The sequence below is a fragment of the Micromonospora sp. CA-244673 genome (assembly GCF_050948395.1).
Classification (GTDB): domain Bacteria; phylum Actinomycetota; class Actinomycetes; order Mycobacteriales; family Micromonosporaceae; genus Micromonospora.
Window position 1 is genome coordinate 235,541 of the sequence record NZ_CP192019.1, and the last position, 25,001, is coordinate 260,541.

Annotated in this window: 28 protein-coding genes, 3 tRNA genes and 1 riboswitch; of the genes, 5 read left to right on the forward strand and 26 right to left on the reverse strand. The window is 73.9% G+C overall.

The annotated features are described in order from the left end of the window. Nucleotides 1-8: 8 nt before the first annotated feature. From ACQP12_RS01165 to ACQP12_RS01200, 8 genes are all read right to left on the reverse strand, one after another. Nucleotides 9-82 (reverse strand) — tRNA-Phe (locus ACQP12_RS01165). Between the two features lie 75 nt (nt 83-157). Continuing rightward, a tRNA-Asp gene (locus tag ACQP12_RS01170) sits at nt 158-231 on the reverse strand. A 33-nt stretch (nt 232-264) separates the two neighbouring features. Continuing rightward, a tRNA-Glu gene (locus tag ACQP12_RS01175) sits at nt 265-337 on the reverse strand. 155 nt (nt 338-492) lie between these two features. Continuing rightward, a complete protein-coding gene (locus ACQP12_RS01180; RefSeq protein WP_357949823.1) occupies nt 493-1,287 on the reverse strand; it encodes a polysaccharide deacetylase family protein in 795 nt (264 codons plus the stop codon). A 77-nt stretch (nt 1,288-1,364) separates the two neighbouring features. Continuing rightward, nucleotides 1,365-2,312: a MerR family transcriptional regulator gene (locus ACQP12_RS01185; protein WP_433284349.1), complete on the reverse strand. Its 948-nt coding sequence runs from the start codon at nt 2,310-2,312 to the stop codon at nt 1,365-1,367. After that, nucleotides 2,302-2,907, reverse strand: a complete 606-nt coding sequence (gene idi / locus ACQP12_RS01190; protein WP_433284351.1) for an isopentenyl-diphosphate Delta-isomerase — start codon at nt 2,905-2,907, stop codon at nt 2,302-2,304. The genes ACQP12_RS01185 and idi overlap by 11 nt, the downstream gene beginning before the upstream one ends. After that, nucleotides 2,904-4,385: a phytoene desaturase family protein gene (gene crtI, locus ACQP12_RS01195; protein WP_433284353.1), complete on the reverse strand. Its 1,482-nt coding sequence runs from the start codon at nt 4,383-4,385 to the stop codon at nt 2,904-2,906. Before crtI ends, idi begins: the two co-directional genes overlap by 4 nt. 29 nt (nt 4,386-4,414) lie before the next feature. Then, entirely contained in the window at nt 4,415-5,572 is a 1,158-nt protein-coding gene (locus ACQP12_RS01200; protein WP_357949815.1) for a polyprenyl synthetase family protein, read from the reverse strand. Between the two features lie 64 nt (nt 5,573-5,636). Here ACQP12_RS01200 and ACQP12_RS01205 point away from each other — a divergent pair, with 64 nt between their 5' ends. Continuing rightward, nucleotides 5,637-6,563, forward strand: coding sequence for a phytoene/squalene synthase family protein (locus tag ACQP12_RS01205; protein WP_433284355.1), 927 nt, complete (start codon nt 5,637-5,639; stop codon nt 6,561-6,563). Nucleotides 6,564-6,587: 24 nt separating this feature from the next. Here ACQP12_RS01205 and ACQP12_RS01210 read toward each other — a convergent pair whose 3' ends face one another. Next, nucleotides 6,588-7,370: a hypothetical protein gene (locus tag ACQP12_RS01210; RefSeq protein WP_433284357.1), complete on the reverse strand. Its 783-nt coding sequence runs from the start codon at nt 7,368-7,370 to the stop codon at nt 6,588-6,590. 72 nt (nt 7,371-7,442) lie between these two features. After that, nucleotides 7,443-8,543: a serine hydrolase domain-containing protein gene (locus ACQP12_RS01215; RefSeq protein WP_433284359.1), complete on the reverse strand. Its 1,101-nt coding sequence runs from the start codon at nt 8,541-8,543 to the stop codon at nt 7,443-7,445. Nucleotides 8,544-8,635: 92 nt separating this feature from the next. Here ACQP12_RS01215 and ACQP12_RS01220 point away from each other — a divergent pair, with 92 nt between their 5' ends. Continuing rightward, nucleotides 8,636-10,120 (forward strand): dihydrolipoyl dehydrogenase family protein, encoded by a 1,485-nt coding sequence (locus ACQP12_RS01220; protein WP_433284361.1) that lies wholly within the window; start codon nt 8,636-8,638, stop codon nt 10,118-10,120. Nucleotides 10,121-10,162: 42 nt separating this feature from the next. Here the strand turns inward: ACQP12_RS01220 and ACQP12_RS01225 are convergent, their stop codons facing one another. From ACQP12_RS01225 to ACQP12_RS01240, 4 genes are all read right to left on the reverse strand, one after another. After that, a complete protein-coding gene (locus tag ACQP12_RS01225) occupies nt 10,163-10,819 on the reverse strand; it encodes an SLATT domain-containing protein (protein WP_433284363.1) in 657 nt (218 codons plus the stop codon). A 189-nt stretch (nt 10,820-11,008) separates the two neighbouring features. Then, nucleotides 11,009-11,275 (reverse strand): cell division protein SepF, encoded by a 267-nt coding sequence (gene sepF / locus ACQP12_RS01230; protein WP_433289067.1) that lies wholly within the window; start codon nt 11,273-11,275, stop codon nt 11,009-11,011. Between the two features lie 315 nt (nt 11,276-11,590). Beyond that, a complete protein-coding gene (locus tag ACQP12_RS01235) occupies nt 11,591-12,355 on the reverse strand; it encodes a crotonase/enoyl-CoA hydratase family protein (RefSeq protein ID WP_433284365.1) in 765 nt (254 codons plus the stop codon). A 153-nt stretch (nt 12,356-12,508) separates the two neighbouring features. After that, nucleotides 12,509-13,348, reverse strand: a complete 840-nt coding sequence (locus ACQP12_RS01240) for an SDR family oxidoreductase (protein WP_433284367.1) — start codon at nt 13,346-13,348, stop codon at nt 12,509-12,511. A 94-nt stretch (nt 13,349-13,442) separates the two neighbouring features. On the opposite strand from ACQP12_RS01240, the gene soxR reads away from it, so the two are divergent. The 3 genes from soxR (at nt 13,443) to ACQP12_RS01255 (ending at nt 15,639) form a co-directional block, all read left to right on the forward strand. Next, on the forward strand, nt 13,443-13,811 hold the full coding sequence (gene soxR, locus ACQP12_RS01245; protein ID WP_357949796.1) for a redox-sensitive transcriptional activator SoxR: 369 nt from the start codon (nt 13,443-13,445) through the stop codon (nt 13,809-13,811). A gap of 54 nt (nt 13,812-13,865) precedes the next feature. Then, nucleotides 13,866-14,059: riboswitch (cobalamin riboswitch) on the forward strand. A gap of 35 nt (nt 14,060-14,094) precedes the next feature. Further along, a complete protein-coding gene (bluB, locus tag ACQP12_RS01250) occupies nt 14,095-14,736 on the forward strand; it encodes a 5,6-dimethylbenzimidazole synthase (protein ID WP_433284370.1) in 642 nt (213 codons plus the stop codon). A gap of 51 nt (nt 14,737-14,787) precedes the next feature. After that, nucleotides 14,788-15,639: a Rieske 2Fe-2S domain-containing protein gene (locus tag ACQP12_RS01255; protein WP_433284372.1), complete on the forward strand. Its 852-nt coding sequence runs from the start codon at nt 14,788-14,790 to the stop codon at nt 15,637-15,639. A 65-nt stretch (nt 15,640-15,704) separates the two neighbouring features. Here ACQP12_RS01255 and ACQP12_RS01260 read toward each other — a convergent pair whose 3' ends face one another. From ACQP12_RS01260 to ACQP12_RS01315, 12 genes are read right to left on the reverse strand one after another with little or no spacing between them, the layout of a single operon-like run. Continuing rightward, on the reverse strand, nt 15,705-16,757 hold the full coding sequence (locus ACQP12_RS01260; RefSeq protein WP_433284374.1) for a LysM peptidoglycan-binding domain-containing protein: 1,053 nt from the start codon (nt 16,755-16,757) through the stop codon (nt 15,705-15,707). Nucleotides 16,758-16,772: 15 nt separating this feature from the next. Beyond that, on the reverse strand, nt 16,773-17,204 hold the full coding sequence (locus tag ACQP12_RS01265; RefSeq protein ID WP_433284376.1) for a hypothetical protein: 432 nt from the start codon (nt 17,202-17,204) through the stop codon (nt 16,773-16,775). Next, nucleotides 17,201-17,662 (reverse strand): TadE/TadG family type IV pilus assembly protein, encoded by a 462-nt coding sequence (locus tag ACQP12_RS01270; RefSeq protein ID WP_433284378.1) that lies wholly within the window; start codon nt 17,660-17,662, stop codon nt 17,201-17,203. Before ACQP12_RS01270 ends, ACQP12_RS01265 begins: the two co-directional genes overlap by 4 nt. Nucleotides 17,663-17,667: 5 nt before the next feature. Beyond that, nucleotides 17,668-18,171 carry a TadE family protein gene (locus ACQP12_RS01275; RefSeq protein ID WP_433284380.1) on the reverse strand — a complete coding sequence of 168 codons (504 nt, stop codon included), beginning with the start codon at nt 18,169-18,171 and terminating at the stop codon, nt 17,668-17,670. Next, nucleotides 18,171-18,380, reverse strand: coding sequence for a hypothetical protein (locus ACQP12_RS01280; RefSeq protein WP_357949778.1), 210 nt, complete (start codon nt 18,378-18,380; stop codon nt 18,171-18,173). The genes ACQP12_RS01275 and ACQP12_RS01280 overlap by 1 nt, the downstream gene beginning before the upstream one ends. A 24-nt stretch (nt 18,381-18,404) precedes the next feature. Further along, entirely contained in the window at nt 18,405-19,265 is an 861-nt protein-coding gene (locus tag ACQP12_RS01285; protein ID WP_433289069.1) for a type II secretion system F family protein, read from the reverse strand. A gap of 55 nt (nt 19,266-19,320) precedes the next feature. Next, nucleotides 19,321-20,220, reverse strand: a complete 900-nt coding sequence (locus tag ACQP12_RS01290; protein WP_433284382.1) for a type II secretion system F family protein — start codon at nt 20,218-20,220, stop codon at nt 19,321-19,323. Between the two features lie 4 nt (nt 20,221-20,224). Then, the gene (locus ACQP12_RS01295; RefSeq protein WP_357949773.1) at nt 20,225-21,754 is read right to left on the reverse strand and encodes a CpaF family protein; all 1,530 of its coding nucleotides are present in this window, start codon (nt 21,752-21,754) and stop codon (nt 20,225-20,227) included. Beyond that, nucleotides 21,744-22,577, reverse strand: a complete 834-nt coding sequence (locus ACQP12_RS01300; RefSeq protein WP_433284384.1) for a ParA family protein — start codon at nt 22,575-22,577, stop codon at nt 21,744-21,746. The genes ACQP12_RS01295 and ACQP12_RS01300 overlap by 11 nt, the downstream gene beginning before the upstream one ends. Beyond that, nucleotides 22,577-23,239 carry an SAF domain-containing protein gene (locus tag ACQP12_RS01305; protein ID WP_433284386.1) on the reverse strand — a complete coding sequence of 221 codons (663 nt, stop codon included), beginning with the start codon at nt 23,237-23,239 and terminating at the stop codon, nt 22,577-22,579. Before ACQP12_RS01305 ends, ACQP12_RS01300 begins: the two co-directional genes overlap by 1 nt. Continuing rightward, nucleotides 23,236-24,213: a hypothetical protein gene (locus ACQP12_RS01310; RefSeq protein WP_433284388.1), complete on the reverse strand. Its 978-nt coding sequence runs from the start codon at nt 24,211-24,213 to the stop codon at nt 23,236-23,238. Before ACQP12_RS01310 ends, ACQP12_RS01305 begins: the two co-directional genes overlap by 4 nt. After that, complete coding sequence (locus ACQP12_RS01315) at nt 24,207-24,773, reverse strand: hypothetical protein (RefSeq protein ID WP_433284390.1); 567 nt, start codon at nt 24,771-24,773, stop codon at nt 24,207-24,209. Before ACQP12_RS01315 ends, ACQP12_RS01310 begins: the two co-directional genes overlap by 7 nt. Nucleotides 24,774-25,001: the final 228 nt, after the last annotated feature.

Here is a 25,001-nt window from a genome sequence, read left to right on the forward strand (position 1 = left end):
AGGCTATGTGGCCAGGGGCGGGGTCGAACCGCCGACCTTCCGATTTTCAGTCGGACGCTCGTACCAACTGAGCTACCTGGCCGTGCTGCTCGGCTCATGCTACCGCACAGGCCGATACGCAGAACGCCGCGCATGAAGGGCGCGGCGTCAGCGCTTGCGGTCCTGACGGGACTTGAACCCGCGACCTCCGCCTTGACAGGGCGGCGAGCACTCCAACTGCTCCACAGGACCTAGCTGGTGTTGCATCCGGCCTGAGCCGGACCGTGCCCCCAACGGGATTCGAACCCGTGCTACCGCCTTGAAAGGGCGGCGTCCTGGGCCGCTAGACGATGAGGGCGGCCCCGCCATCATTGCACACTCGCAACTTCAAGCGGACTTGCTCCCATCCGGCCCCGCCGGAGGCATGAGAAGCATATGCCATGCCTCCTCGGCCGGCCAAACCGGTATGGCCATGGACGCAGCGACCGGCGAAACCGCAGGTCAGAGGCGGTGTCACCGGAGCCGGGAGATCCCGTACCGCCGCTTGAGGTCCGGAATCAGGTGCCGGCAGGCGGCGATCGTCTGGGTCCGGTCGCCGCCCGCGTCGTGCATGAGCACGATCGAGCCGTGGTGGGTCGCGCCCGTCACCCGCTTGATGATCGTCTTCGCCGGCGGGTGGTCCCAGTCCTGCGGGTCGACGCTCCAGTGCAGCGGGCGCAGCCCGAGCTGGCGGGCCACCGTGAGCTCCTCCGCGGTCCAGCGGCCGCCCGGCTGGCGGAACCAGGTGATCGGGGCGCGCGGCGCGGCCGCCCGGATGGCCTGGTTGGTGCGGACCAGGTCGGCCCGGATCTCGGCGAGCGGCCGGCGGCCGAGGTTGAGGTCGTGGCGCCAGCTGTGGTTGCAGATCTGGTGCCCCTCGCGGACGATCCGGGCCACCAGCTGCGGGTAGCGCTTGGCCTGCTTGCCGACCAGGCAGAAGGTCGCCGTGACGTGGGCCGCCCGGAGCTGGTCGAGGATCTGCGGCGTGAACCGGGGGTCCGGACCGTCGTCGAAGGTGAGGGCGACGCCCCGGTCCCCGCTGGAGCGGTGCAGCCCGGCGGGCAGGCTCTTCGGCAGTGGGCGCAGCTTCGGCTTCGGCGGGGTGGTGCGGCTCGGGCTGGGCCGTGGGGTGGGCGGGGGCGCCGGCGTCGGGGCGGCCGTGGCGGACGGTGAGGCGCCGGCCCGGGTCGGGGTCTTGCCGGGCTCGCCGCAGCCGGCCAGGAGGAAGGCCAGGCCGAGGGCGAGCGCCAGCACGGCGCGTGGACGCATCGTCGCTCCCGAGAGGGGGTCGGGGTCGGGCGGACTTCCGACCGTAGTGGACGTCGCGCCGGATCGGGAGGGGCCCCTCAGCCCGTCGTCGACTGGTCCAGCGAATCCCGTACGGCCACCGCCAGCGAGACCGCCTCGGCGAGGCTCACCGGCCGCACCACCCCGGCCGGGAGCGTGTCGGCCCGCCAGCCCGGCCCGGCGGCCAGCACCAGCAGCGGGCGGCGCGGGGCGGCGAGCAGCGCGGTGAGCTGCTCCGGACCGGCCGTGAGCCGGGTGTGCGACCAGAGCACCACGGCCGCCGGCCCGGTCCGGTCGACCGCCTCGACGAGGGCGGCGACCGGCACCCGGGCGCCCAGCATCCGGTAGCCCACCCCGACCTCGGTCAGGGCGGCGCCCAGCGCCTCCAGCGGCAGCGTGTGTTGTTCCTCATCGGCGCAGGCGAGCAGGATCCGGGCCGGCCCGGCGACCGGGTGCGCCCGGGCCACGGTGGCGAATGCCTCGGAGACGCACCGGGACATCAGGTGCTCCACCTCGATCAGCCCGGCGGTGGCGGTGTGCCGTTCGCCGATGCCGGCGAGCACCGGCCGCAGCAGCCCGTCCCAGGTGTGCACCACGCCGTCGGTGGCGAGGGCGTGCGCGATGGTCTCGCCGATCGCCACCGAGTCCAGCCGCATGGCGGCGCGGGCCACGCCGCGGGCCACCGGTCCGGCGCGGCCGACCGGGATGGTCGTCCCGCCGCCGTCCCGGACCGCCGTGGTCCGCCCGTTCAGCCCGAGGTGCTCGGGCGGGAGGACGGCCGGTGCCTGCCGGGCCCAGCGGGCGGCCTCGGCGGGGGCGACACCCTCCGCGGTGAGCCGCCGCATGATCTCCAGGCGCGCGAGGTCGGCCGGCGTGTAGCGCCGGTGGTGCCCCGGCACGTGCTCGCTGGGACCGAGGCCGTAGCGCTGGTGCCAGGTGCGCAGCGTGGTGACGGCGACCCCCAGCCGCCGCGCGACGGCTCCCGCGCTCAGCGCCTCATCCGCCACCCGACCGCTCCGCTGCCTCGTCGGCCGGCGCACCCGCCCGGGCCACGTCGGCGGCGGGACGGGCCGGCCGCAGCAGCCGGTTCACCACCCCGCCCAGCCAGGGCGCGTACGCGCGGGGGTCGGCGTCCAGGTCGGCCTCCAGCTCGCGCGGGTCGACCCAGCGCAGGGTGGCCACCTCGTCCGGGTCGGGCCGGATCGGCAGGTCGGCCGGTACGTCGGCGCGCAGCACGTGGTCGTACTCGAACTCGACCCGACCGGTGGCCGGGTCCTCGGCGTAGTAGAGGTAGACCCCGACCTCGGTGAGGTCGACCGGGTCGACGCCGAGTTCCTCGGCGAGCCGGCGGTTGGCGGCCTCGACCAGTGACTGGCCGGGCAGGGGGTGTCCGCAGCAGGCGTTGGCCCAGCGCAGCGGGAACCGGGTCTTGACGGCGGCGCGCTGCTGGAGCAGGACCCGCCCCCGCGGGTCGACCAGCAGCACCGAGAAGGCCCGGTGCAGCCGGCCGGGTGGCTGGTGGGCGGCGGCCACGGTGGTCTCGCCGAGCACGCGCCCGCCGTCGTCGACCAGCTCGACGAGGTGCTTCTCCCGAGCCGTCAAGACATCCTCCCGGTGATCCGCGAGGCGGCGAGCTTGCCGCTGATGAGGACCATCGGCACGCCCACCCCGGGCTGGGTGCCGGAGCCGACGAAGACCACGTTGCCCAGCGTGCGGTGCAGGTTCGGCGGGCGGAACGGGCCGGTCTGGAAGAGGCTGTGCGCGGCGGCGAACGGCGTGCCGGCGGCCATGCCCTGCGCCGCCCAGTCGGCCGGGGTCACCGTGCGCAGCACCTCGATGCCGTCGCCGAAGCCGATGTAGCCCCGCTCCTCCAGCGTCGCCACGAGCTGATCGGCGTAGCGGCGGGTCAGGTCGCCCGGCCAGTGCAGCGGCGCCCGGTCGAGGTTGGGCACCGGGGCGAGCACGTAGTAGGTGTGCTTACCGGCCGGGGCCACCGACGGGTCGGTCCGGCTCGGGTTGGTCACCAGCAGCGACGGGTCGGTCATCAGCTCGCCGCGCCGGATCACCTCGTCGAACGTGCCCTTCCAGGATCGCCCGAAGTGAATGTTGTGGTGGGCGATCCGGCCGTAGCCCTGCGTCGATCCGACGTGCAGCACCACGCACGAGGGCGAGTAGGTGAGCTTGCGCTGCCGGCTGGCCGGCAGCAGGTCCCGGTAGGCGACCGGCAGGTCCGGGTTGAGGACCACGACGTCCGCGGGGACGAACTCGCCGTCGGCGGTGACCACGCCGGTGGCGCGGCCGTGCGCGGTCTCGACCCGGGTCACCGTGGTGCCGTACCGGATCTGCACGCCGTGCTTCTCCGCCGCGCCGGCCATCCCGCGGGAGACCGCGTGGATGCCGCCGCGCGGGAAGCACACCCCGGCCACCGAGTCGAGGTACGCGATGACCGCGTAGATGGCCAGCGCGTCGTGCGGTGCGAGGCCGGCGTACATGGCCTGGAAGGAGAAGATCCGCTGGGTACGCGGGTCCCGGAAGAACTGGTTGATCTTCGTCTGGAGTCGCCGGAACGCGCCGTTGGCCAGCAGCCGGAGCAGGTTGCCGGTGAGCAGGTCGGTCGGCGCGTCCAGGTTGCGCTCGATGAAGTCCGCCCGCTCCCAGCGCCACAGGTCGCGCGCGTAGTCGACGAAGCGCAGGTAGCCGTCCGCCTCGCGGGGCCCGCAGACCCGGGCGATCTCGGCGGCCATCCGGGTGGTGTCGGTGATGACGTCCAGCGTCGAGCCGTCCGGGTACCAGGCCCGGTAGGCCGGGTCGAGGGGGGTCAGGTCGAGCCAGTCGGTCAGCTCCTCGCCGACCGCGCCGAGCGCCTCGGCGATCAGGTCGGGCATGGTGAGCACGGTCGGTCCGGTGTCGAACTCGTACCCGTCGACGCCGAGCCGGCCGGCGCGCCCGCCCGGCACCGGCTCCCGTTCCAGCACGGTCACCTGCCGGCCGCTGCCGGCCAGGTGCAGCGCGCAGGCCAACCCGCCCAGCCCGGCGCCGACGACCACCACCCGGTCGGTACGCCCGCTCACGGTGCGCATCCCGGCCCCCCTCCTCGCGAAGTTGCCCATCATGCCCGCCGCGTGGTGGCGGCGGTGGCCAGGCCGGTCAGCGCGGTCCGCGCGGTGCCGTCGATCGGCGCGCCGTCGAGCGCCACCTGCGCCTCGGTCACCCGGTCGGCGATCATCCGTTCCACCCGGGCCACCGCCCCGGTGTCGCGGACCAGGTCGGCCAGCCGGGCCACCTCGCCCGCACCGGTGACCGTGCCGGCCCGCTCCAGGGCGCGGCGCTGGGCCGGCGTGCCGAGCTGCCGGGCCAGCATCAGCAGCACGGTCGGCTTGCCGGTCCGCAGGTCGTCCCCGGCCGGCTTGCCGGTGGCGGTCGGGTCACCGTAGACGCCGAGCAGGTCGTCGCGGAGCTGGAACGCCTCGCCGACGGCCAGCCCGTAGCGGGTGTAGGCGGTGATCAGCGGGGTGTCCGCCTCGGCACCGGCCAGGGCGGCGCCGAAGAGCAACGGTCGCTGGACGGTGTAGCCGGCCGTCTTGTAGCGGGCCACCCGCAGCGCCCGGTCGACCGACCAGTTCGCCGCGTCGTGCTCGCCGAGCACGTCGAGGAACTGCCCGGCGACGGTCTCCACCCGCATCTGGTCGTAGCAGCGGCGCACGTCGAGCAGGCGGGCCGGCGGCACGGCGGCGTGTGCCATGAGCCGGTCGGCCCAGACCAGGCAGAGGTCGCCGATGAGGACGGCGACGGCCTCGCCGTAGCGCTCCGGGTCGCCGGTGTGCCCGGCCGCCCGGTGCCGCAGGGCGGCCGCCCGGTGCGCGGTGGGCCGGCCGCGCCGGGTGTCGGAGGCGTCCATCACGTCGTCGTGCACCAGCGCGAAGGTGTGCAGCAGTTCGAGCGCGGCGAGGGCCGGCAGCACCGAGGGCAGCGGCGCGTCGCCGCCGACCACCCCGCGCCAGCCCCAGTACGCGAAGGTCGGCCGGACCCGCTTGCCGGCGGCCAGCACGCAGTCGCGGGCCGTCGCGGCGAACCCGCCCATCGCCGTGTCGATCCCGGCGAGCGCGTCGACCTCGGCCGCCAGGAACGCCGTCAGCGTCTCGTCGACGCCCGTCACCAGGTCCTGTGTGAACGCGGCCAGCACGTCGCGGACCGGATCGTCTGTCGCCCCGGGCTGTGCCGGCGCGACGAAGCGGGGCGGACTGCCGGCAACTGCGTCGTTGGCCATGCGCGGGAGCGTACCCTAGGGTTACGAGTTGCGTCGATTGCTGCGTCGAATCTGAGGAGGGCCGGTGGACACGGATCTCACCGCTGCCTACGAGCGCTGCCGCGAGCTGCACCGGCGTCACGGCCGTACCTACTATCTCGCCACCCGGCTGCTGCCCGCCTGGAAACGGCGGCATGTGCACGCCCTGTACGGCTTCACGCGCTACGCCGACGAGATCGTCGACCGCACCGAGGAACTGCCGCCGGCCGAGCGCGCGGCCCGGCTCGCGGAGTGGTCCGACCGCTTCGTCGCCGGCCTGCACGGCGAGCCCGTCGACGACCCGCTGCTCCCCGCCGTGCTGCACACCATCGCCGTCTTCGACCTGGACCGCGACGACTTCGCGTCGTTCCTGCGCAGCATGACGATGGACCTGACCGTGCTGTCGTACCCGACCTACGACGACCTCCTCGACTACATGGACGGGTCCGCGGCGGTCATCGGCACCATGATGCTGCCGATCCTGGGCAGCTCCGACCCGGCCGCCGCCCGGGAGCCGGCCCGCCAGCTCGGCTTCGCCTTCCAGCTCACCAACTTCATCCGGGACGTCGCCGAGGACCTGGACCGCGGGCGCACCTACCTGCCCGACGAGGACCTGGCCGCGTTCGACGTCACCCGGGAGGACCTCCTCGCCGCCCGGGCCGCCGGCCGCACCACCCCGCGGCTCCGCGAGCTGATCGAGTACGAGGTGACCCGCGCACAGGCCCACTACGCGGCCGCCGCGCCGGGCATCCCGCTGCTCGCCCCGGCGTCGCAGGCCTGCATGCGCACCGCGTACGCGCTCTACGGCGGCATCCTCGACGAGGTGGCCGCCCAGGACTTCGACGTGTTCACCCGGCGGGCCCGCGTACCCCGGCGGCGGCGGATGGCGGTGGCCGCGCAGGCGCTGGTCACCCCGCCCGGCGTGCCGGTGCGGGTCCCCGGCCCGGCGCGCCGGCCGGCCCTGGCCGCGTGAGGCCAGACCGGGCCCGGTGCGGGCTCAGTCCCGCCAGACGGTCAGCTTGATCACGGCGCCGCCGTCGCCCGCCTGGTTGACCACCTGCAACCAGCCGGGGTGCCCGTCGGAGGTGGTGAAGCAGAACTGCTGGCCGCTGCCGACGTAGTGGTGCGGCGCGCTCGTCCGGCGCGCCTCCCGGTAGGTCGCGCAGCGGGCCTCGGCGCCCTCCTCCGGGCCGGCGTAGGTGTCGTCGTACAGGGCGCTGTGCCGGGCGCTCGAATAGAGGATGTAGCCCCAGTCCAGGTAGAGGTCGACCGTCGCGTCCTGCGCGTACCGCTTCACGGCCCGGCCCTCGTCCACGTCCACCCCGGTCTTCTGGTCGAGTTGCACGACGTCGCTGAAGACCACGGCCGCGGGTGTACCCGTGGGCGCGCCGGTGCCACCGCCCGGGGTCGAGCCGTTCGGAGCGCCGGCCGGCGTGGCGGCGGCGGTCGTGGCCGGGGCGGGCAGCGTGGTCGTCGTGCCGGCCGGTGTGGTGGGGCCGGCGGCCGGCGTAGCCTGCCGCCCGTCCTGGTGCAGCCCCCAACCGGCGACGCCGAGCACCAGCAGCGCCACGGCGGCCAGCCCGGCCGCCCGCCAGCGCCGGCGCCAGCTCTGGTACGCCACCAGCGCGGCCAGCGCGACCAGGCCCAGCACGATCCACAGCGGGTCGGAGCGGATGGCCTGCACCAGGGCGACGAGCCCGGCCACGGCGGAGACCACGTTGGCCGCCACCCCGGAGTGCTCCTTCAGCCGGGTGGCCGGCGCGGGTGCTTCGTTCTCCACGAGGACCGGAGCGTAGCGGCGCATGACACAGCGTGACAGGGTCGCCACGCGTGTCGAGCAGTCCGCTTCCCGTCAGAGGCAGGAGTGCAACGCCTCGACCAGGTCCTCCACCCGGTCGTGGTCGGCCAGCCGCGCGGTCGCGTACGCGAAGGTGTAGCCGCGTTCCGGATCGGCCCAGGCGCTGCTGCCGCCGATCCCGCCCATGCCCCAGCTCCCGTCCGGCTCCCACTGCATGCCCAACGTCCAGGACGCCCGCCGGTCCAGCACCAGGTCCGGCCCGTCGTACTGCACGCGGGTCGCCTCGGCCACCAGCTCGGGGCTGAACCGGCGTACTCCGTCGAGGGTGCCGCCGGCCAGGAGGCCGGCGTAGAGGCGGGCCAGGGCGGACGCGGTGGCGTGCAGGTTGACCGCGGGGAACTCCGTGCCGCGCCAGAGCGGGCCGTTCACCACCGCCACGTCCAGGCCGCCGGCCGGGTTCCCCAACGCCCGGGCGCGGAGCGACCCCGGCTCGCCCAGCATCCGCACCGGCCAGCCGGAGTCGGCGTACGACAGGTCGGCGCAGCGCCGCTGGTCCGCCGCGTCGAGCCCGAAGGCCAGGTCGAGGCGCCACGGCCCGGCGATCTCCTCGGCCAGGAACCGCCCCACCGGCCGCCCGTCCACCCGGCGGACCAGCTCGCCGACCAGGTGCCCGTACGTCCAGGCGTGCTCGCCCGCGACGCTGCCCGGCGGCCACTCGGGGTCGGCGGCGGCCAGGTCGGCGCAGAGCAGCCCCCAGTCGGGTATCGCCGCGGCGGGCCGGGGCACCGGGAACGCGGGCAGCCCGGCGGTGTGGGCGAGCACCTGCCGCACCGTTGCCGGGGCGCGGAACTCCGGCCAGTAGGCGGACACCGGCGCGTCGAGGTCGACCCGGCCCCGGTCGACGAGGAGCAGGAGGCAGAGCGCGACCACCGGCTTGCCCACCGAGTAGACGTTCACCAGGGTGTCCGGCCGCCACGCCGCCCCGGCCCCGACGGCCGGGACGGTCACGCCGGGCCGGACTGCCGCGCGGGTGCCGCCGACCAGGTCGAGCACCGGCGCGCCGTCGTACCAGACGGCCAGCGCCGCGCCGGTCTCCCGGCCGGTCGCGAACAGGTCGTGGAAGCAGTCCCGGACGGGGGCGAAGCGTGCCTGCATCCGGCCACGGTAGGCGGTGGGGATGATCACCTGCGCGGGAATTCCGACCCGACGCGGTGGCCGGTGGCCCGGCGGTGCGGAATGCTGGCGGGGTGGCGGAGCCGGAACTGGTGGACGTGGTCGTGGTCGGGCTGGGCGTCGGCGGCGAGGAGGTGGCCGGGCGACTCGCCGAGGCCGGCCTCACCGTGGTCGGGATCGAGCGCGACCTGGTCGGCGGCGAGTGCCCCTACTGGGGCTGCATCCCGAGCAAGATGATGATCCGGGCGGCCAACGCCCTCGCCGAGGCGCGCCGGGTCAACGAGCTGGCCGGCAGCGCCGAGGTGCGACCCGACTGGGCGCCGGTCGCGAAGCGCATCCGCGAGGAGGCCACCGACACCTGGGACGACAAGGTCGCGGTGGACCGGTTCACCGGCAAGGGCGGCCGGTTCGTCCGGGGCAGTGGCCGGCTCGACGGCCCGAACCGGGTCCGCGTCGGCGACCAGGTGTTCGAGGCCCAGTACGGAGTCGTCCTCGGCACCGGCACCCGCCCGTCGGTCCCGCCGATCGACGGCCTGGCCGACACGCCGTACTGGACCAACCACCAGGCCATCGAGGTCGAGGAGCTGCCGGGGTCGCTGCTGGTGCTGGGCGGTGGCGCGATCGGCCTGGAGCTGGCCCAGGTCTTCGCCCGGTTCGGGGTCCGGGTGACCGTGGTCGAGGCGGCCGACCGGGTGCTCGCCCTCGAGGAGCCGGAGGCCTCCGAAATCGTCGCCGGTGCGCTGCGCGCCGATGGAGTGGAGATCCACACCGGCGTCCGGGCCGAGCGGGTCACGCACGACGGCGCGAGCTTCACCGTCCACGCCGGAGACCGCGCGTTCGACGGCGAGAAGCTGCTGGTGGTGACCGGCCGCCGGGCGCACCTCGACGAGCTGGGCCTGGAGACCGTGCAGGTGGACGCCGCGCAGCGCTACCTGCCGGTGAACGAGCGGATGCACGTGACCGACGGGATCTGGGCGGTCGGCGACCTCACCGGCGAGGGCGCGTTCACGCACATCGCCATGTACCAGGCGGGCATCGTCGTCGCCGACGTGCTCGACCACATGCGGCGCACCCGGGGCGGGCCGGACGCCAGCGGCACCGCCAGCGTGGTCGGCGGCGCGGCCGGCGTGGTCAGCGCGGTCGGCGGGGCCATGAGCACGGGCGGCTCGGCCGCCGCGCCGGGCAGCGTGCCGGTCGCCGACTACCGCGCGCTGCCCCGGGTCACCTTCACCGACCCCGAGGTGGGCGCGGTCGGCCTCACCGAGCAGCAGGCCCGCGACCGCGGCGTCAACGTCCAGGTCGGCTACACCGACCTCACCTCGTCCACCCGCGGGTGGATCCACAAGGCCGGCAACGCGGGCTTCATCAAGCTTGTCGCCGACGCCGACCAGGGCGTGCTGATCGGCGCGACCTCGGTCGGCCCGACCGGCGGCGAGGTGCTCTCCGCGCTGGTCGTGGCGGTGCACGCGGCCGTTCCGGTCAGCCAGCTCCGGCACATGATCTACGCGTACCCGACCTTCCACCGCGCCATCGAGGACGCCCTGCGCAACCTGAAGTAACAAAAGCTCAATTTAGCGCTTGTCCGGAACTTGACATCGACGCTACTCGGCAGGGCCGCGCGATTCGGGCGGCTGTTCAAGGTTCTGCTGGCGCTTCTTTTGCTCGGACTTGAGCCGGTGAACCTCCTCCACAAACTCGGCAAGGGCCTCGTCCTCATCGCCAATTCGCTTGTAGCGTCCCACTCCGATCTCTACCGCCTCCCATTCGTGCTCGATCGCGTCGGCAGTCTGCTGAAGGTAGAAGCTGCGCTCCTTGTACTTGAAATATCCCATAAATCCGCTCGATATGCCCACCGAGAAGGTAATTACGAGGATTAGCCAACGAACTTCAGTGATCTCGGTAGCAACCCCCGAGGCGCCCGTTGCTGCCAGTGAGCCGATAATCAGGAAGCCTTGAAGAAAATTGTTGATTCGTCGGTAATGATTGCTCTCGGACCTCAGTTGATCGATATCGGCGTAGGCATCTTCTTTGTAGGTGATGCGGCGAACTTTGGCGGGAACGTCGGCCCTCGCCAAGAGATCCTTCCTGACCTCGCGAAGTCGCGCTAGCTGCAGCTCCAACTCGCCCTCGGTCAGTCTCTTTCCATCCTTCACTGGCCCGCCGCGATGCCGCTTAAGTCTGAAGGAGGCTACGCAAAAGGCAATTGCAACGGGCACGGCAGGGATAAAGATCGCAAGGAGGAGTTCGTCGCTGATCACGGGAATCCACGCTAGGGAGTACAAGAGCAGAGCCAAGAGGGGGCCGAATACTAGGGACAGATTCGACCACCTATGCCGACGCCGCGCAATGCTCAGTTCGTGCTCGGTCTCGCGCACTTGATGATTGAGTGTGAGTAGCTGTTCCCTTGTGGTGGACAAGACGCCTTCTTTGCTTTGTGGTCGACCTGGCTATGAGCGTGGCGTGATGACGATGACGTCGCTTGTTACTCGAAAAATCCAACCCGATGAGACGGACGCCATTCCATTGCAGAAATTCACCAAATGTATGGCGTCGGCCTGGGGTAATGATCGTATGTCTACTGATACGACGTTGCCTGATCGCAGTGCATCAGATGCCTCGCGGGCCGCAGATTCGAAGTCCTTGCAAGTCACCTCGTGTGGGGCCTGGAGGCGTATCCGGGGATCGTTTCTTGCATGAACGCTGTAGCTATTCATGCTCGCGGCAAGTCTAAGGATCTGCTCCAGTTGGTCTGCCTGATCGTCGCTGATCGGGTTAGTGCGTATGAATCGCGGCTTCCGCTCTTCGCTAATCCGGCGATTGATTGAAACGGCAAAGGCGGCAGCCGCGAACAATGCCAGTACGGGCGGTCCCCAAGAGTTAATAATGGCGAGAGCGGCGGGGTCACCAGGCACGATGCGACTCTAATAGATCTCGAAGGCGACGAAGGTCCCATCATTAGCCTACTGTCGCCTAGTTGACCGACCTATTGTGCTTGCGGTAGTGATATGCCAGTCCTTCACAACGCTGGTCTAATCATCAGCGCTCCCATGGCGGCCAGCGCCGGCCGTGAACCGGGCCGCGCCCTTCATGGCGTCGGTGACCAGGGACTCAATGCCGAAGGCCAGCTCGGTGGCCAGCGCCTCGGGCTCGGGCAGCCCGGCGCCCGCCAGCAGCGCGGCCCGGTCGTTGCGCAGGCAGGTCTGCGGGTGCCGGGCGATCTCGGCGGCCAGCCGCTCGGCCTCCGCCCGGGCCGCACCCGGCGCGACCACCCGGTTGACCAGACCCATCGCGTACGCCTCGTCGGCCGGGACCGGGCGGCCGGTGAGGATCAGGTCCATGGCGCGGCTCTCGCCGATCAGCCGGGGCAGCCGCACCGTCCCGCCGTCGATCAGCGGCACGCCCCAGCGCCGGCAGAACACCCCGAGCGTCGCGTCGGACTCGGCGATCCGCAGGTCGCACCAGAGCGCCAGCTCCAGGCCGCCGGCCACTGCGTACCCGGAGATCGCGGCGAGCACCGGCTTGGACAGGCGCATCCGGGTCGGGCCCATCGGGCCGTCGCCCTCGGGTTCGACCCGGTTGCCGCGCGGGGTGCCGATGGCCTTCAGGTCGGCGCCTGCGCAGAACGTGCCGCCCGCGCCCCACAGCACGGCGACCGCCGCGTCCGGGTCCGCCTCGAAGGCGCGGAACGCGTCGGCCAGGGCCCGGGCGGTCGGCCCGTCGACGGCGTTGCGGGCCTCCGGCCGGTCCAGGATCACCGTGGTCACCGGTCCGGCGTGCTCGACGCGTACCCCCATCGGGTCAGCATGCCCTCGACGACGCCCGCCGCGCCAGCTATCGGCGCGGCCCGCGTGACGTAGAAGATCTTGGTAGGAAGCGGCCCCCACGGGGGCCATTTCCTACCAAGATCTCTTTGCCGGGCGTGCCGCACCGGCTCGCTTCCGGGCGGGTCAGGCGAAGTCGGCCGCGTGGTCGGCGGCCCAGTCGGCGAATGTCCGGGCGGGACGGCCCAGTACCGCCGCCACGTCGCCGGTCACCTGCTCCGGGGTCTCCGCCATGGCCGCCCAGCCGGCCAGCGCCGCATCCGCGAACGCGGCGCTGCCCATCGCCGCGGCCAGCATGGGGCGCACCGCCTCGGCGGGCACGTCCTCCCACCGCACCTCGCGGCCGATCGCCTCACCGATGATGCGCACCTGCTCGGCCTGCGTGACCGTCCGCGGGCCGGTGAGCACGTAGGTCCGCCGGTCGTGCCGGTCGGTGGTCAGCGCCTCGACCGCCACCGCCGCGATGTCGTCCTCGTGGACCATCGAACGGGCCGCCGCGCCGTACGGCCAGCGCACCACGCCCTCGGCGCGGATCGGCTCCGCCCATCCCAGCGTGTTCGTGGCGATGCCGGTGGGACGCAGCATCGTCCAGGGCAGGCCGGACGCGACGATGGCGCGTTCCACCAGGGCCCAGAACGAGCCGGGGTCGGCCTCGGCGGAGGCGGCGGACACGTACACCACCCGGGGCGACCCGGCACCGGCGAGCGCGGCGGCGACGCGCGGGGCGAGCTGCGCCGTCGCGGCCGGGTCGACGAACGGCCAGATCAGGAACACGGCCCGGACACCGTCCAGGTGCGGGCGCACCGTCTCCGGATCGGCCAGGTCGGCGGCCACCACCTCCACACCCGCCGGCAGGTTCGCGCGGCTCGGGTCGCGGGTGACGGCCCGTACGCCGTGACCCGCGGCGGCCAGCCGCTCGACCACGCGCCGCCCGACGTTGCCCGTCGCACCGGTCACCAGGATCATCGTCGCCTCCAGGAGATTTCTCGGGAACTCGATGGAGCCGACCGTAGAACCTCAACAATTGTTGAGGTCAACGTCCGATGGGCATACTCGGGGCGTGAAGCAGGACACGTCCTTCGACTGGCACGAGCCCGGCCTGACCATCGGTCAGGTGGCGCAACGCAGCGGCGTCGCCGCGTCGGCGATCCGGTTCTACGAGGCGCAGGGCCTGATCAGCAGCGACCGCACGGCCGGCAACCAGCGCCGCTACCACGCCGACGTGATGTGCCGCCTGGCGATGATCGAAGCGTGCCAGCGGGTCGGCCTCACCCTGGCCGAGGTGGGCCGGGCGCTCGCGGCGCTGCCACCGGGGCAGGCGCCGACCTCGGAGGACTGGGATGCGCTCGCCGGGCGACTACGCACCGAGGCCCAGTCCCGCATCGACCGGCTCAGCGAGGTGCTGCGCGCCCTCGCCCCGCCCGCCTGACCCGGGCCACCCCTCACGCTGACGGCTCCCACCGTCGATAGCATCGGCAGCGGCAACGATCGGGCGAGGTGCCCCGCGTGTGCGGGGAGAATCGGGAAGCCGGTGGAAATCCGGCACGGGCCCGCCGCGGTGACCGGGGAGTCCCCGTCCACGCGCGTCACGCGCAGCCACTGGCCGTACGGCCGGGAAGGCGGACGGTCAGGCGTCGATCCGGGAGTCCGAAGACCGGCCTCGCGTTCAGTCGCCCACCTGACCGTGGGCCGAGTGCAGCGGGAGCCTGCCTGTGGACCTGTACGACGCCATCCACCGCCGCCGCGACGTGCGCGCCGAGTTCACCGGGGAACCGGTGCCGGACGACGTCCTGGAGCGGATCCTCACCGCCGCGCACGCCGCCCCGAGCGTCGGGAACTCGCAGCCCTGGGACTTCGTCCTGGTGCGTGACCGCGAGACCCGGCGCCGGTTCCACGCGCACGTCCAGGTCGAGCGGGACACCTTCGCCGCCACGCTGGACGGTGCGGCGGCCGAGCGGTTCGCCCGCATCAAGATCGACGGGGTGTTGGAGTCGACGCTGTCGGTCGTGGTCACGTACGACCCGCAGCGGGGTGGGCGGGCGGTGCTCGGCCGGCACGCCATCGCCGACGCCGGCCTCTACTCGGTCTGCCTGGCCATCCAGAACCTCTGGCTGGCCGCCACCGCCGAGGGGCTCGGCGTCGGCTGGGTCTCCTTCTACCGGGAGCCGTTCCTGGCCGACCTGCTCGGCATCCCGCCCGGCATCCGGCCGGTGGCGTGGCTCTGCGTGGGCCCGGTGAGCCGCCTGCAGACCGTCCCCGACCTGGTGCGGCACGGCTGGCGTACGCCCCGGCCACTCGCCGCCGCCCTGCACGCCGACCGCTGGCGGGCGGACGAGAACCACCCGATGGGGTGATCCACCGTCGGCGCCCGGTTTGGGACCTCTCCTGCCGGGAAGTCGGACCACGTGCGCGAACTACTGACGAAGATCGAACAGAACTCGGCGCTCGACCGGGTGGGCGACCGGTTGCAGCGCGCCGTTCAGGGCACCCTGCGCCCGCAGCGGATCCGGGACTTCCTGCACGGCGTCTGGCTGGGGCATCCGCTGCATCCGGCGATGGTGCAGGTGCCGGTCGGCGCCTGGATCTCGGCCGCCGTCGTGGACCTGATGCCCGGTCAGCGCCGGGCGGCGACCGCGCTCGTCGGCGTCGGTACGGTCAGCGCGCTGCCGGCGGCCGTGGCCGGGCTCAACGACTGGGCGGCCCTGTCCCGGGACCAGCGGCGGATCGGCCTCGTGCACGCCGCCGCGAACACCATCGGCGTGGCCCTCTACGCCAGCTCGCTGGCGGCCCGGCTCAACGGGCGGCACAACATGGGCCGGGCGCTGGCCTACCTGGGGCTGTCGGCGGCGAGCGCCGGCGCTTACCTGGGTGGGCACCTCGCGTACAAGCAGGGCGCGCAGGTCAGCCAGAGCATCTCCGAGCTGCACCTGGTCAGCGAGGGCTGGCACCCGCTCGGCGACATGTCGAGCCTGCCGCAGCGGCAGCTCCTCACCCGGGAGATCGACGACGTCTCGGTGATCCTCTACCGGCACGGCGACGACGTCACCGTGATGCTGGAGCGCTGCCCGCACCAGAGCGGCCCGCTCGGTGAGGGTGAGGTGCAGGAGATCGACGGCCACGCCTGCGTGGTCTGTCCGTGGCACGGCAGCACCTTCCGCCTCAACGGCGGGGAGGTCGTGCACGGCCCGTCCGGCAACGACCAGGTCGTCCTCCCCACCCGGGTGGTCAACGGCCGCCTGGAGGCCCGCCTCCCCTGACCGGCGGTCGGATCTTCGACGGCAGCGGCCCCTCCGGGGGCCGCTGCCGTCCACGATCGCCCCGGTCAGTCCCGGCGGTGGCGGCCTGTCACGAGGGCCCGGACGCCGGCCCGGCCCGGCGGCCGTCGCCGCAGGCCGAGGACCGCGCCGATCTGTGCGCCGACTATGGCGGCCACCGCGAGCACCGCCGAGATGGCCAGCGGCCGGTTGATCCCGTCCTCCGGGGTGGCCCGGGAGGCGCCCGCCGACATCGCCGGCGGTTGCCCGGTCGGCGCCTCGACCGTGGGCGTGGTGTCCCGTCCGGTCGGGTGCGGGGAGGGCCTGCCCTTCGGTGTCGTGGCGGACGAGCCGCCGCCGCCCGGCGTCGCCGCCGTGCCGGGAGCCGTCCGGGACGGGCTGGTCGAGGTGACCACGAGCCGGCCGGTCGCGTGCCGGCGGGCGCCCGCGTCCACCGATCCCTCGGGCAGCTTGAGCAGCTGCCCCGGGCGGATCCGGTCCGGGTCGGCGAGCCGGTTGAGTCGGGCCACCTCGCGGTACCGGTCGAAGTCGTCCAGGTAACGTTCGGCCACCTCGCCCAGGTAGTCGCCCTTCGCCACCCGGTACACCGCCGGGTCGGTGGTCACCGAGGCGGCCCGGACAGGCGGGGCGGCGCGGGTGGGGCCGGCCTGCGGGGCGACCAACGCCGGCGCGGCGGCGACCGGCTGCGGCGCGGCCACGGCTGCGGCGCTCGCCGCGGCCGGGCTGGCCGCCAGGATCAGCGCCACCGAGCCGACCAGCGCGGCCGCGGCCCGCTGCTGGCGGCGCATCCCGGGCAGCCGAGGCGCCGGCCGGCGCAGCGTCGCCGCGAGGAGTTCCACGAGTACGGAGAAGGCGAACGTCGCCCAGCCGAACCAGCCCACCACGGCCAGCGCCCGCGAAAAGAGCTGCCCGTCGTCGCGGCTGGTCAACGCCGTGCCCACCTCGGCCAGGGTGGGCAGGTGGTCGGGGAGGGGGTTGCCGGCGAAGGCCAGGAGCGCGACGGGCCCACCGGCCAGCACCGCGCAGAGCACGACGAGGGCGCCGAACCCGGTGAGGACCTGGCCGGTCCGCCGGACGGCCGAGCGTTGCGATGCACCCATGGCTGCCTTCCCTTCCTACGGGGGTCCGGTGAGCGCCCGCGCGGTGGCCTCACCGGTGACGGTGGCGGTGTTCTGGAAGCCGAAGAGACCGAGCAGGTCCCGGCGGTAGGTGATGCGGACGCGGACCTGGATCTGCCGCTCGCCGGCGACCACCGGGAAGCTGACGGCGTGGTCGCGGACCCCGCCCGCCGCGCTCAGGTAGTCCGCGACGGCCTTCCGGGCGGCCACCTCGTCGATCTGCTTGGGGCCGCCCTCGATGGCGCGCGCCCGGTCGATCATCTGGCCGCCGCTGCGGGCCGCCTCGGCGGCCAGGTTGTCCGCGCGCTGCAAGGAAAGGAGCTGCCCGGCGCCGTCGTACGCCAGGCTGATGATCACGAGTACGCCGGTCATCGCCACGGCCAGGAAGAGGCTCACCCGGCCGCTCTCCGCCGCCCGCCGCCCGGTCATCCGCGGCTCCGGTAGGTGTCCAGCGGGGAGGTGAAGCTCGCCGAGACGGTCTTGCCGTCCAGCGTCAGGGGCAGCCCGCGGGCCCGCAGGTCGTCGAAGGAGACCGTGCAGGTCACCGTGACCGTGACGGTCGCCGGCACCCCGGGCGCGCCGCGGTACGCGTTCCGGAAGCTGGTCTCCTCGCCTCCCACCGAGCCCTGGAAGGTCAACGCCGGCGGGGCCGTGCAGTGCAGCCCCGACCAGTCGAGCTGGCGCCGCGCGGCGTCCGTGGCGGCGGTCCGGCCGGTCCGGGCGTCCCGGGCGATCGAGGCGGCGCGGGCCGCGTCGTGCGCGGCCGATTCGACCGCCTCGTCGGCGACGGCCGTCCGGCCGGCCACCCCGGCCAGCACCATCAACCCGATGAAGGCGGGGGCGAGCACCGCCACCTCGATCGAGACGGAACCGCGGTCCCGCGCCATCCCCCTCACCCCGTCGTCCAGCGTTCGGCGGTGCCGTGCGCGGTCTGCCGCACCGGGAAGTGGACCCCCGGGATCACCGACAGGGAGCGCCCGCTGACCGTGCAGGTGACCTCGGTGGGGGTGCCCCCGGTGGCGATCACCTCGCAGGCGGGTCCCGGGTTCTGCCAGCCGACCAGCCAGTCCCCGGCGGCATGCAGGAAGTTCGTGGCCCGGTCCCGTCCCGCGTCCGGCGGGGCCTGGAGCGCCCGCTGGGCGTTCACCCCGGTCTGCGCCGCGTTGAGGGCGGTGGACCGGGCGACGAACCAGACGGCGAGCTGGATCGAGGCGAAAAGCAGCACCAGGATCGCCGGCATCACCACCGCCAGCTCGACCGGGTTGGCGCCCCGCTCGGACCCGCCCGCGGCGAGGCGTCCTCGCAGGACGGTGGTGATCCGCCCCGGGCCGCACCGGCCGGTGAGCCGGCCGGCGGGCGCCGGCCGGCTCCGGTCCGTACGGGCGGGGCGGGGCATCACGGGGCCTTCGGCGCCGTGTTGTTGGGAATGGCGTTCATCCAGTTGTTGGCCTTGGCCAGGGCGAGCCCGGTGACCGCCATGGCCACCGCGACCAGGCCGAAGATGATCACCGCGGTCGGCACCGGGCTGTCGCCCCGCTCGCCGTCGCGCCGCAGCTCGGCCAGGCGGCTGCTCACCGCGGCGTAGAGATAGGTGTAGAGGTGCATGGGCTTCTCCTTCTCGGGGTGGGTTCACAGGCGGGCGAGGAACGGGTAGACGGCGAAGCCGAGCAGGACGAAGACCAGCAGCGAGCCGGGGATGTCCAGCCGGCTGGTCACCCCCTCGGCCCGGGCCAGGTTGTCGGTGCGGATCTGGTCGCGCAGCGAGTCGGCGCGGCTGCGCAGGGTCTCGTGGACCTGGGCGCCCTCGCTGCCGGAGGAGCGCATGATGGCCCCCACGTCGCCCAGCTCCGGGATGCCGATCCGGTCGGCCAGCTCCTGGAGCTCGTCCCAGGGGGAGTGCATCTGGAGCTGGGCGATCCGCAGCGCTTCCCGGATGCGGTCGAAGACCCAGCCGTCGCAGACCGCCGCCGCGCGTTCCAACGACTGCACCGGGCCGTGCGCGGCGGAGAGCTGCAATGCCACCAGGTCCAGGTAGGTGCAGACCGCTTGACGGAACTCGTCCCGCGCGGCGTCCGCCCGGGCCAGCACCGCCCGGTGCGCGAGCAGGCCGGCGACCAGCGCCAGACCCAGGCTTCCGAGCACCGGTACGACCAGCGGCAGCGCCACCCCGCCCAGGAGGAGGACGGCCGAGGCGACCGTCGGGGTGGCGAACCCGACCAGCGCGGAGAGCAGCACGGACAGGGCGTACTGCTCGGGGGTCCGGTCGAGCAGGGCGAGCTGCCGGTGCGGCGGCCGCAGCCAGCGGGAGACACCGCCGAGCCAGTCCGGCCCGCTCCCGGCCACCGGAGCCTGGCCGGGTGGCTGGTGCAGCCGGCGCAGCGCCGGACCGAGCGCCGGGGTGGCCGGCAGCGCCTCGCGGACCACCAGGAACAGGCCCAGCCCGACCGCCGCCCCGCCCAGCACAGCGACGGCCAGCTGCCAGTTCACCATCATCGCGCCCGCCCTCCGTTCGCGACTGCGGGGCTCGCAAGCGCACTCCTCGCGCTCACGCGATCGCCTCCTCCGGGTCGGGCGCCGGCAGGAAGCGCGCCGGGCGGGGCGGCTGGCTCATCGACCGCACCCAGACCAGCAGCCCGACGAAGGCCGCCCCGAGCACCGCCATGATCAGTTGCCCGAAGACCGTCCCGTACGGCCGCACGTAGTCGCTGTTGACCAGCCCGTACGCGAGCGTGGCCAGGGTCATCCCGGTGAGGAAGCGGACCGCGAACCGGGGCTGCGTCCGCTTCGCCTCGACCTCCCGCCGGGTGGACACCTCGGCCGAGGCGGCGGTGGCGATCGAACCGAGCACGTCGCCGAGGCGTTCGCCCCGGTCGGTGAGGTGCAGGATCAGCGCCGCCACCACCTGGTCGCAGACCGGGTCGGCGATCTCGTCGGCGAACGCGAGCAGGGCGGACCTCGCCAGCCAGCCGGCCTGGAGGCGGGCCGCCAGGGTGCGTACCTCCTCCTGGATCTCCTCCGGCGCGGTGGTGATGGTGCCGATGATGGCCTGCTGGAGGCCCTGCCCGGTGCCGGAGATGTCCTTGAGCCGCCGGGTCCACTCGCCGACGGCCTCGATGCGGGCGATGGCCCGCTGCTCGGCCCGGCCCACCGCGAACAGCCACGGCACCCCGGGCACCGCGAGCGCCACCAGCAGGCCGACCACCGGCAGCCCGGTGAGCAGGAAGGCCAGCGCGCCGACCACCACGGCCGCGCCGAGCAGCAGCTGGTAGCGGTGCTGCTCCCGGCGGCTGGCCCCGGAGCCGGTCCAGAGGCGGCTCAGCCCCGGCCCGGCGCCCGGGCCCGATCCGGCCGGCCGGCGGGTGCCGACCAGCGCGACCACCGCGAGCACCAGCCCGGCCACGCACGCCGCCCCGGAGACCAGCGCGATCAGCTCGATCGTCGCCACGGGTTCACCGCCGTCCGAGCCGGGTGTGCCGGGGACGCCGCCAGGCGCCCGTGCCGGCCTCGATGAACCGGGTGAGCAGCCGGGCGTCGTAGCCGACCCGCAGCAGCTGGTCGCGGATCCGCTCGGGGAGGTGGCGGGGCACCGCCCGGCCGTCCGGTCCCGGGCCGAAGACGCTCGTGGTGGTGATGCGGTTGCCCTCGCCCACGCCGATGACCTCCTCGACGTGCGACACGAAGCGGTGCTTGCGGCCGCCGATCGCGGTCTCGTCCTCGACCGTGACGTAGACGATCAGGTCCAGCGCGTTGCCGGCCATCCGGCGGGCCTGGTCGACCGTCATCTCCCGGCCGTGGGCCAGCGCCAGCTCGATGATCCGTTCGCCCACACCGGCCGGGGTACGCGCGTGGATCGTGCACATCGACCCGCGGCTGGTGGTCATCGCCTGGAGCATCGGCACGATCTCCCGGGACCGCACCTCGCCGACGATGATCCGCAGCACGCCCATCCGCAGCGACACCGGGATCAGGTCGGCGATGCTCACCTCACCGGCCGGGCGACCGTCCAGCCCGCGCTCGCCGTGCCCCTCCCGGGACTCGAAGCTCATCACCGCCCGGTGCTTGTGCGCGCGGCGGGTCGGCAACAGCTCCCGGCTCTCCTCCAGCAGCACGTACGGCTCGTCGGCCGGGATCTCGTCCATCAGGGCCCGGATGACCGTGGTCTTCCCGGCCCCGGCGAGCCCGGCGACCATGATGTTCAGCCCGGCCCGCATGGCGGCGCGGAGGAAGTCGCGCAGCAGCGGGTCGATCATCTCGTCCAGGTCGGGCCGGCCACCGGCGATGTCCTCCAGGCTCACCGCGAGCGTGTTGTGCTTGCGGATCACCGCGTACGGGCGGTGGCTGACCAGGAAGACCGCGGCGAGCCGGCTGCCGTCGGGCAGTTGCAGGTCGAGCGTCGGCTTCGAGGTGGAGAGCGAGCGCTCGGTCGCCCCGGCCCGGCGGGCCGCCGCCTGGAGGATCTCGACCAGTTCGTCGTCGCTGTCGGCGATCGGCTCGGCCCAGTCGACGCCGCCGCCGTGCCGGGTGATGCGCACCTGGTCGCAGCCGAGGATGTGCACCTCCTCGATGGTGTCGTCGACCAGCAGCGTCTGGAGCCGGCCCAGACCGACCAGCTCGGCGGTCACCTGGTCGAGCAGCAGCCGCTCCTCGTCGGCGGCCATCGGCGTGCCGGCCCGGCGCACCGAGTCCGCGTACGCGGAGACCACCGCGACGGCCAGCCGGGCCCGCTCGACCTCCTCGGCGTCGGCGTCGAACTCCCGCCCGCGCTGCCAGAGGGTGAGCCGCTCGCTGAGTTCCCGGCGCAGCTCGCGGACCACCGCGAAGTCGACCCGGGGTCGGGGCGGCGGAGGCGCCGGCGCGGCCGGCGCGGCGGGCGGCGGGGGCACGTGGTGCCGCCCGTTCGGCGGGACCAGCGGCGGCACCGTCGACGTAGCGCCGGGCTGCTGCCCGCGCGGGTCGTGGGAGACCGGCTCAAACCGCACCGGACACCCCCGGCGTGCTCGGCGCGGTCACCGCGTGCGGGGCCGGTGCGCCCGGCCAGGCCAGCCGGGCCCGCCGCCGGTCCAGCAGCGCCCGGACCGGCACCTCCAGCTGGCCGGCCGCGCGCATGAGGGGCCGGTTGGCGCGTACCGTGCCGCCGTGCCCGAGCACCGCGGCGGTACGCGGGTCGAGCGGCAGCCGGGCGATCACCGGCAGCCGCAGCGCCTTGCTGATCTCGCTGCTGCCGTGCCCGTCCCCGATCACCAGCAGGCGCAGGGTGCCCGGGGGGACCCGGTGCTCGGCGAAGTCCCGCTCGATGGCCTTGACCGTGGCGCGGGTGGCGGACAGGTCGGGCAGGTGCGCCCGGGTCACCAGCAGCACCACGGCGGCGGCCCGCAGCGCCGGCCAGGGTGGACCGCCGACCTGCAACCGGCCACAGTCGACCAGCACGTCGTACGGCGGGACGCCCCGCTCCAGGGTCGTGAAGAAGTCCGCGAAGCGCTGCCAGAGCGGGGTGACGCTGCCCGCCTGGGCCGGGTCGACCACGCCGGGCAGCAGCAGCCGTTCCCGCTTCGGCGCGTCCAGGTCGACGAGCTGGGACCAGAACGCGCCCTCCAGGTTGCCGTCCCGCAGCTCCCCGACGGCCAGCTCGCCGAGGCCGCGCGGGCCGTCGAGCGCCCCGCCCAGGTAGCCGGCCAGGACCGAGCCGCCCGCCGGGTCGCACTCGGCCAGCACGAGCCGCCGGTGCCAGCTCAGCGCGGCGGCCAGCGCGGCCGTGGTGACGCCGGGCGAGCCCTTCGCCGAGACCAGGGCGATGACCGCCATCAGGCCGCCCCGGTGAGCACGAGCGCGATCCGGTCGTCCGCGGCCAGCGCCACCACGGCCGGCACGTCCCGGACGGACAGCGCCAGGTAGACGACCACGTCGTCGTTCTCCGGCGCGGCGGTGTCGATCACCGTGGCCTCGAACCGGGTGCCGCCGCCGCGCGTCGCGCTGCTGCTGCCGGCGCTGCTGTCCGGGGTGCTGACCAGGAGCACCCGGTCGCCGGGGTGCAGCCTGCGGGCGGGCACCTGGCTCGGCTCCAGCCCCAGCGCGAGCTGCTGCTGCCCGGGGCCGAGCAGCGGCGCGTCGGTGAGCTGGGCGGGGGTCAGCAGCGTGCCCGGGGTGAGCCGGACGGCCGCCCGCAGGCCCAGCACCTCCTTGATCCGGTCGGCCCGTACCGGCTGGAGTTCGCGCCCGCCGGACACCCGCACCGGGACCAGGTCGTCGGCGGTGAGCTGCCGGCCGACCTCGACCGGCCGGGCCACCGCGAGGTAGCTGCCCGTGGACCGGACCGAGGTGACCGCGAAGGCCGCGCCGAGGCCGCCCAGGGCGATCAGCAGCACCGCCAGGCCGAGCAGGCCGGGGCGGATCCGCCGCTGCCGGACCACCTTGGGCGGCGCCACCGGCGCGTCCAGGGGAGTCCCGTTCCGCGTAGCCACACTCATCGCGTCACCACCTGAAGTTCGTTGATCTGGACCGGAACGGTGCCGCTGACCCGGCTCTGGGCGATGTCGCCGCTCGGACCGTCGTCGCCGGCGACCCAGTGGACGTTCCAGAAGGTCGTGGCGCCGACCCGGTAGGTGGCGGCCCGGGCGTAGCCGGTGTCGAGGCCGCAGTCGGGCGAGGTCCCGCCGGCCCGCGGGCCGTCGGCCGTGTAGGGCGTGCCCGGCCCCGTGCAGGTGACCTTCGTGCCGTCGCCCATGTCCCAGACGATCCGGGTCACCCTCGCGGTGATGCGGACGGTCAGCCCGCGGTCCGAGGCGGAGGCGTGCAGCGGCCCGAAGTAGGAGGCCCCGCCGCTCGCCCACATCCAGACCGGCAGCCCCACCAGGCCGGGGCCCTTGCTGCGCCGGGGCGCCACCGCGACCCGGGGCGGCAGCAGCGAGATCGAGGCCAGCGCGCGGCGGGCCAGTTCCTCCGGGTCGGGCGGCGCGCCGTAACCGGGTGGCGGCCCGTCGCGCAGCACCACGGTCTGCGCGCCCAGGTCACCGCCGTTGCAGGTCTGCACGTACCACTGCTTGCCCTCGGGTGCCGTGGGCTGGGGTTCGGCCAGCTTGTAGTAGCAGCCGTCGCCGTTGTTGAACCAGCCGAGCAGGTCGTCGTAGCAGGGGATGACCCGGCCGTTCCACTGGCACTTCGCAGCGGCCCCGCCGCCGTCCCCGCCGCCACCGCCGGGGTTGCCGCCACCGCCCGGCCCGCCCGGTGTGCCGGGCTCGTCGTCCCAGACGTTGCAGTCGTTCTGCCCGGGCGGGCATTCGCCACCGGGGTCGCCGGCCCGGGCCGGCGCGCCGGTCAGCAGCAGCGCGGGCGCGCCGGTCAGCGCGAGCAGCAGCGCCAGGCCGGCGGTGAGCAGCAGTCGCCGGGGTGTCCCGGCCCGGGTCGGGCGGGCCGGGACACCCCTTCCTCCCCAGGTCAACACGGCTGGTCCTGGTGTCCGGCGCCGGCGCTGATCAGCCACCGGCCGTCCGGGTAGCGGGTGGCCGTGGCGGTCGCCAGGTAGCGCCCGCCGCGGGTGCCGGGCACGACCCGACGGTCCTTGGCGTAGACGAGCCGGTAGCCGGTGGCGTCCAGGCAGTCCTGGATCTCCACGCTGGGCGGATCGGCGGCCAGGTCGACCGCGACCACGGTCGGGTCGGAAACCAGTTTTCCGGTACGCATCGCGCCGTGCTCCTTCGCGTCACGAATTGCCACCCGCACCCGGGTCAGCAGCGGATCCGCCACGAATCGGGCCAGTGCGGGATGCCCGGGATCGCTGCGTGCGCTCGCCGCTCGGGACGCGTCGAGATAGCCGGAATAGGCGGCGAGAGCGGCTTTTCCGGCCGCCTCCTCATCCGCGGTGGAATGCGCCGCCGGTGCCGCCGCGCCCGGACTCAACGGTCGGGCCGTCGCCTCGGGCTCGCCGCCGCAACCGGCGGTCGCGGCGATTAGAGCAAGGCTGAGCAGGCAGATTTCCCATCGGCGGGATTGCCGTGTGCGCAACGCCGGGCCCTCCTCGGTGGCGACCCGGAGCGGTCGCGTCAACGCACTCCGGGCATGCGGAAGCGCGCCCGGATGTGTGCGGCCGGGCCACTACTGCTACCGCTGCATTTACCTGTACGGATCTTTAACGAATTCGAAACCTGATGTCTCCGGTCGGCCTCCGACGCCAATTGTTCGGGGGTTGCGTCGTACCCAAGGGGCGAGCATAGGCTGACGTCCGCCGATGCA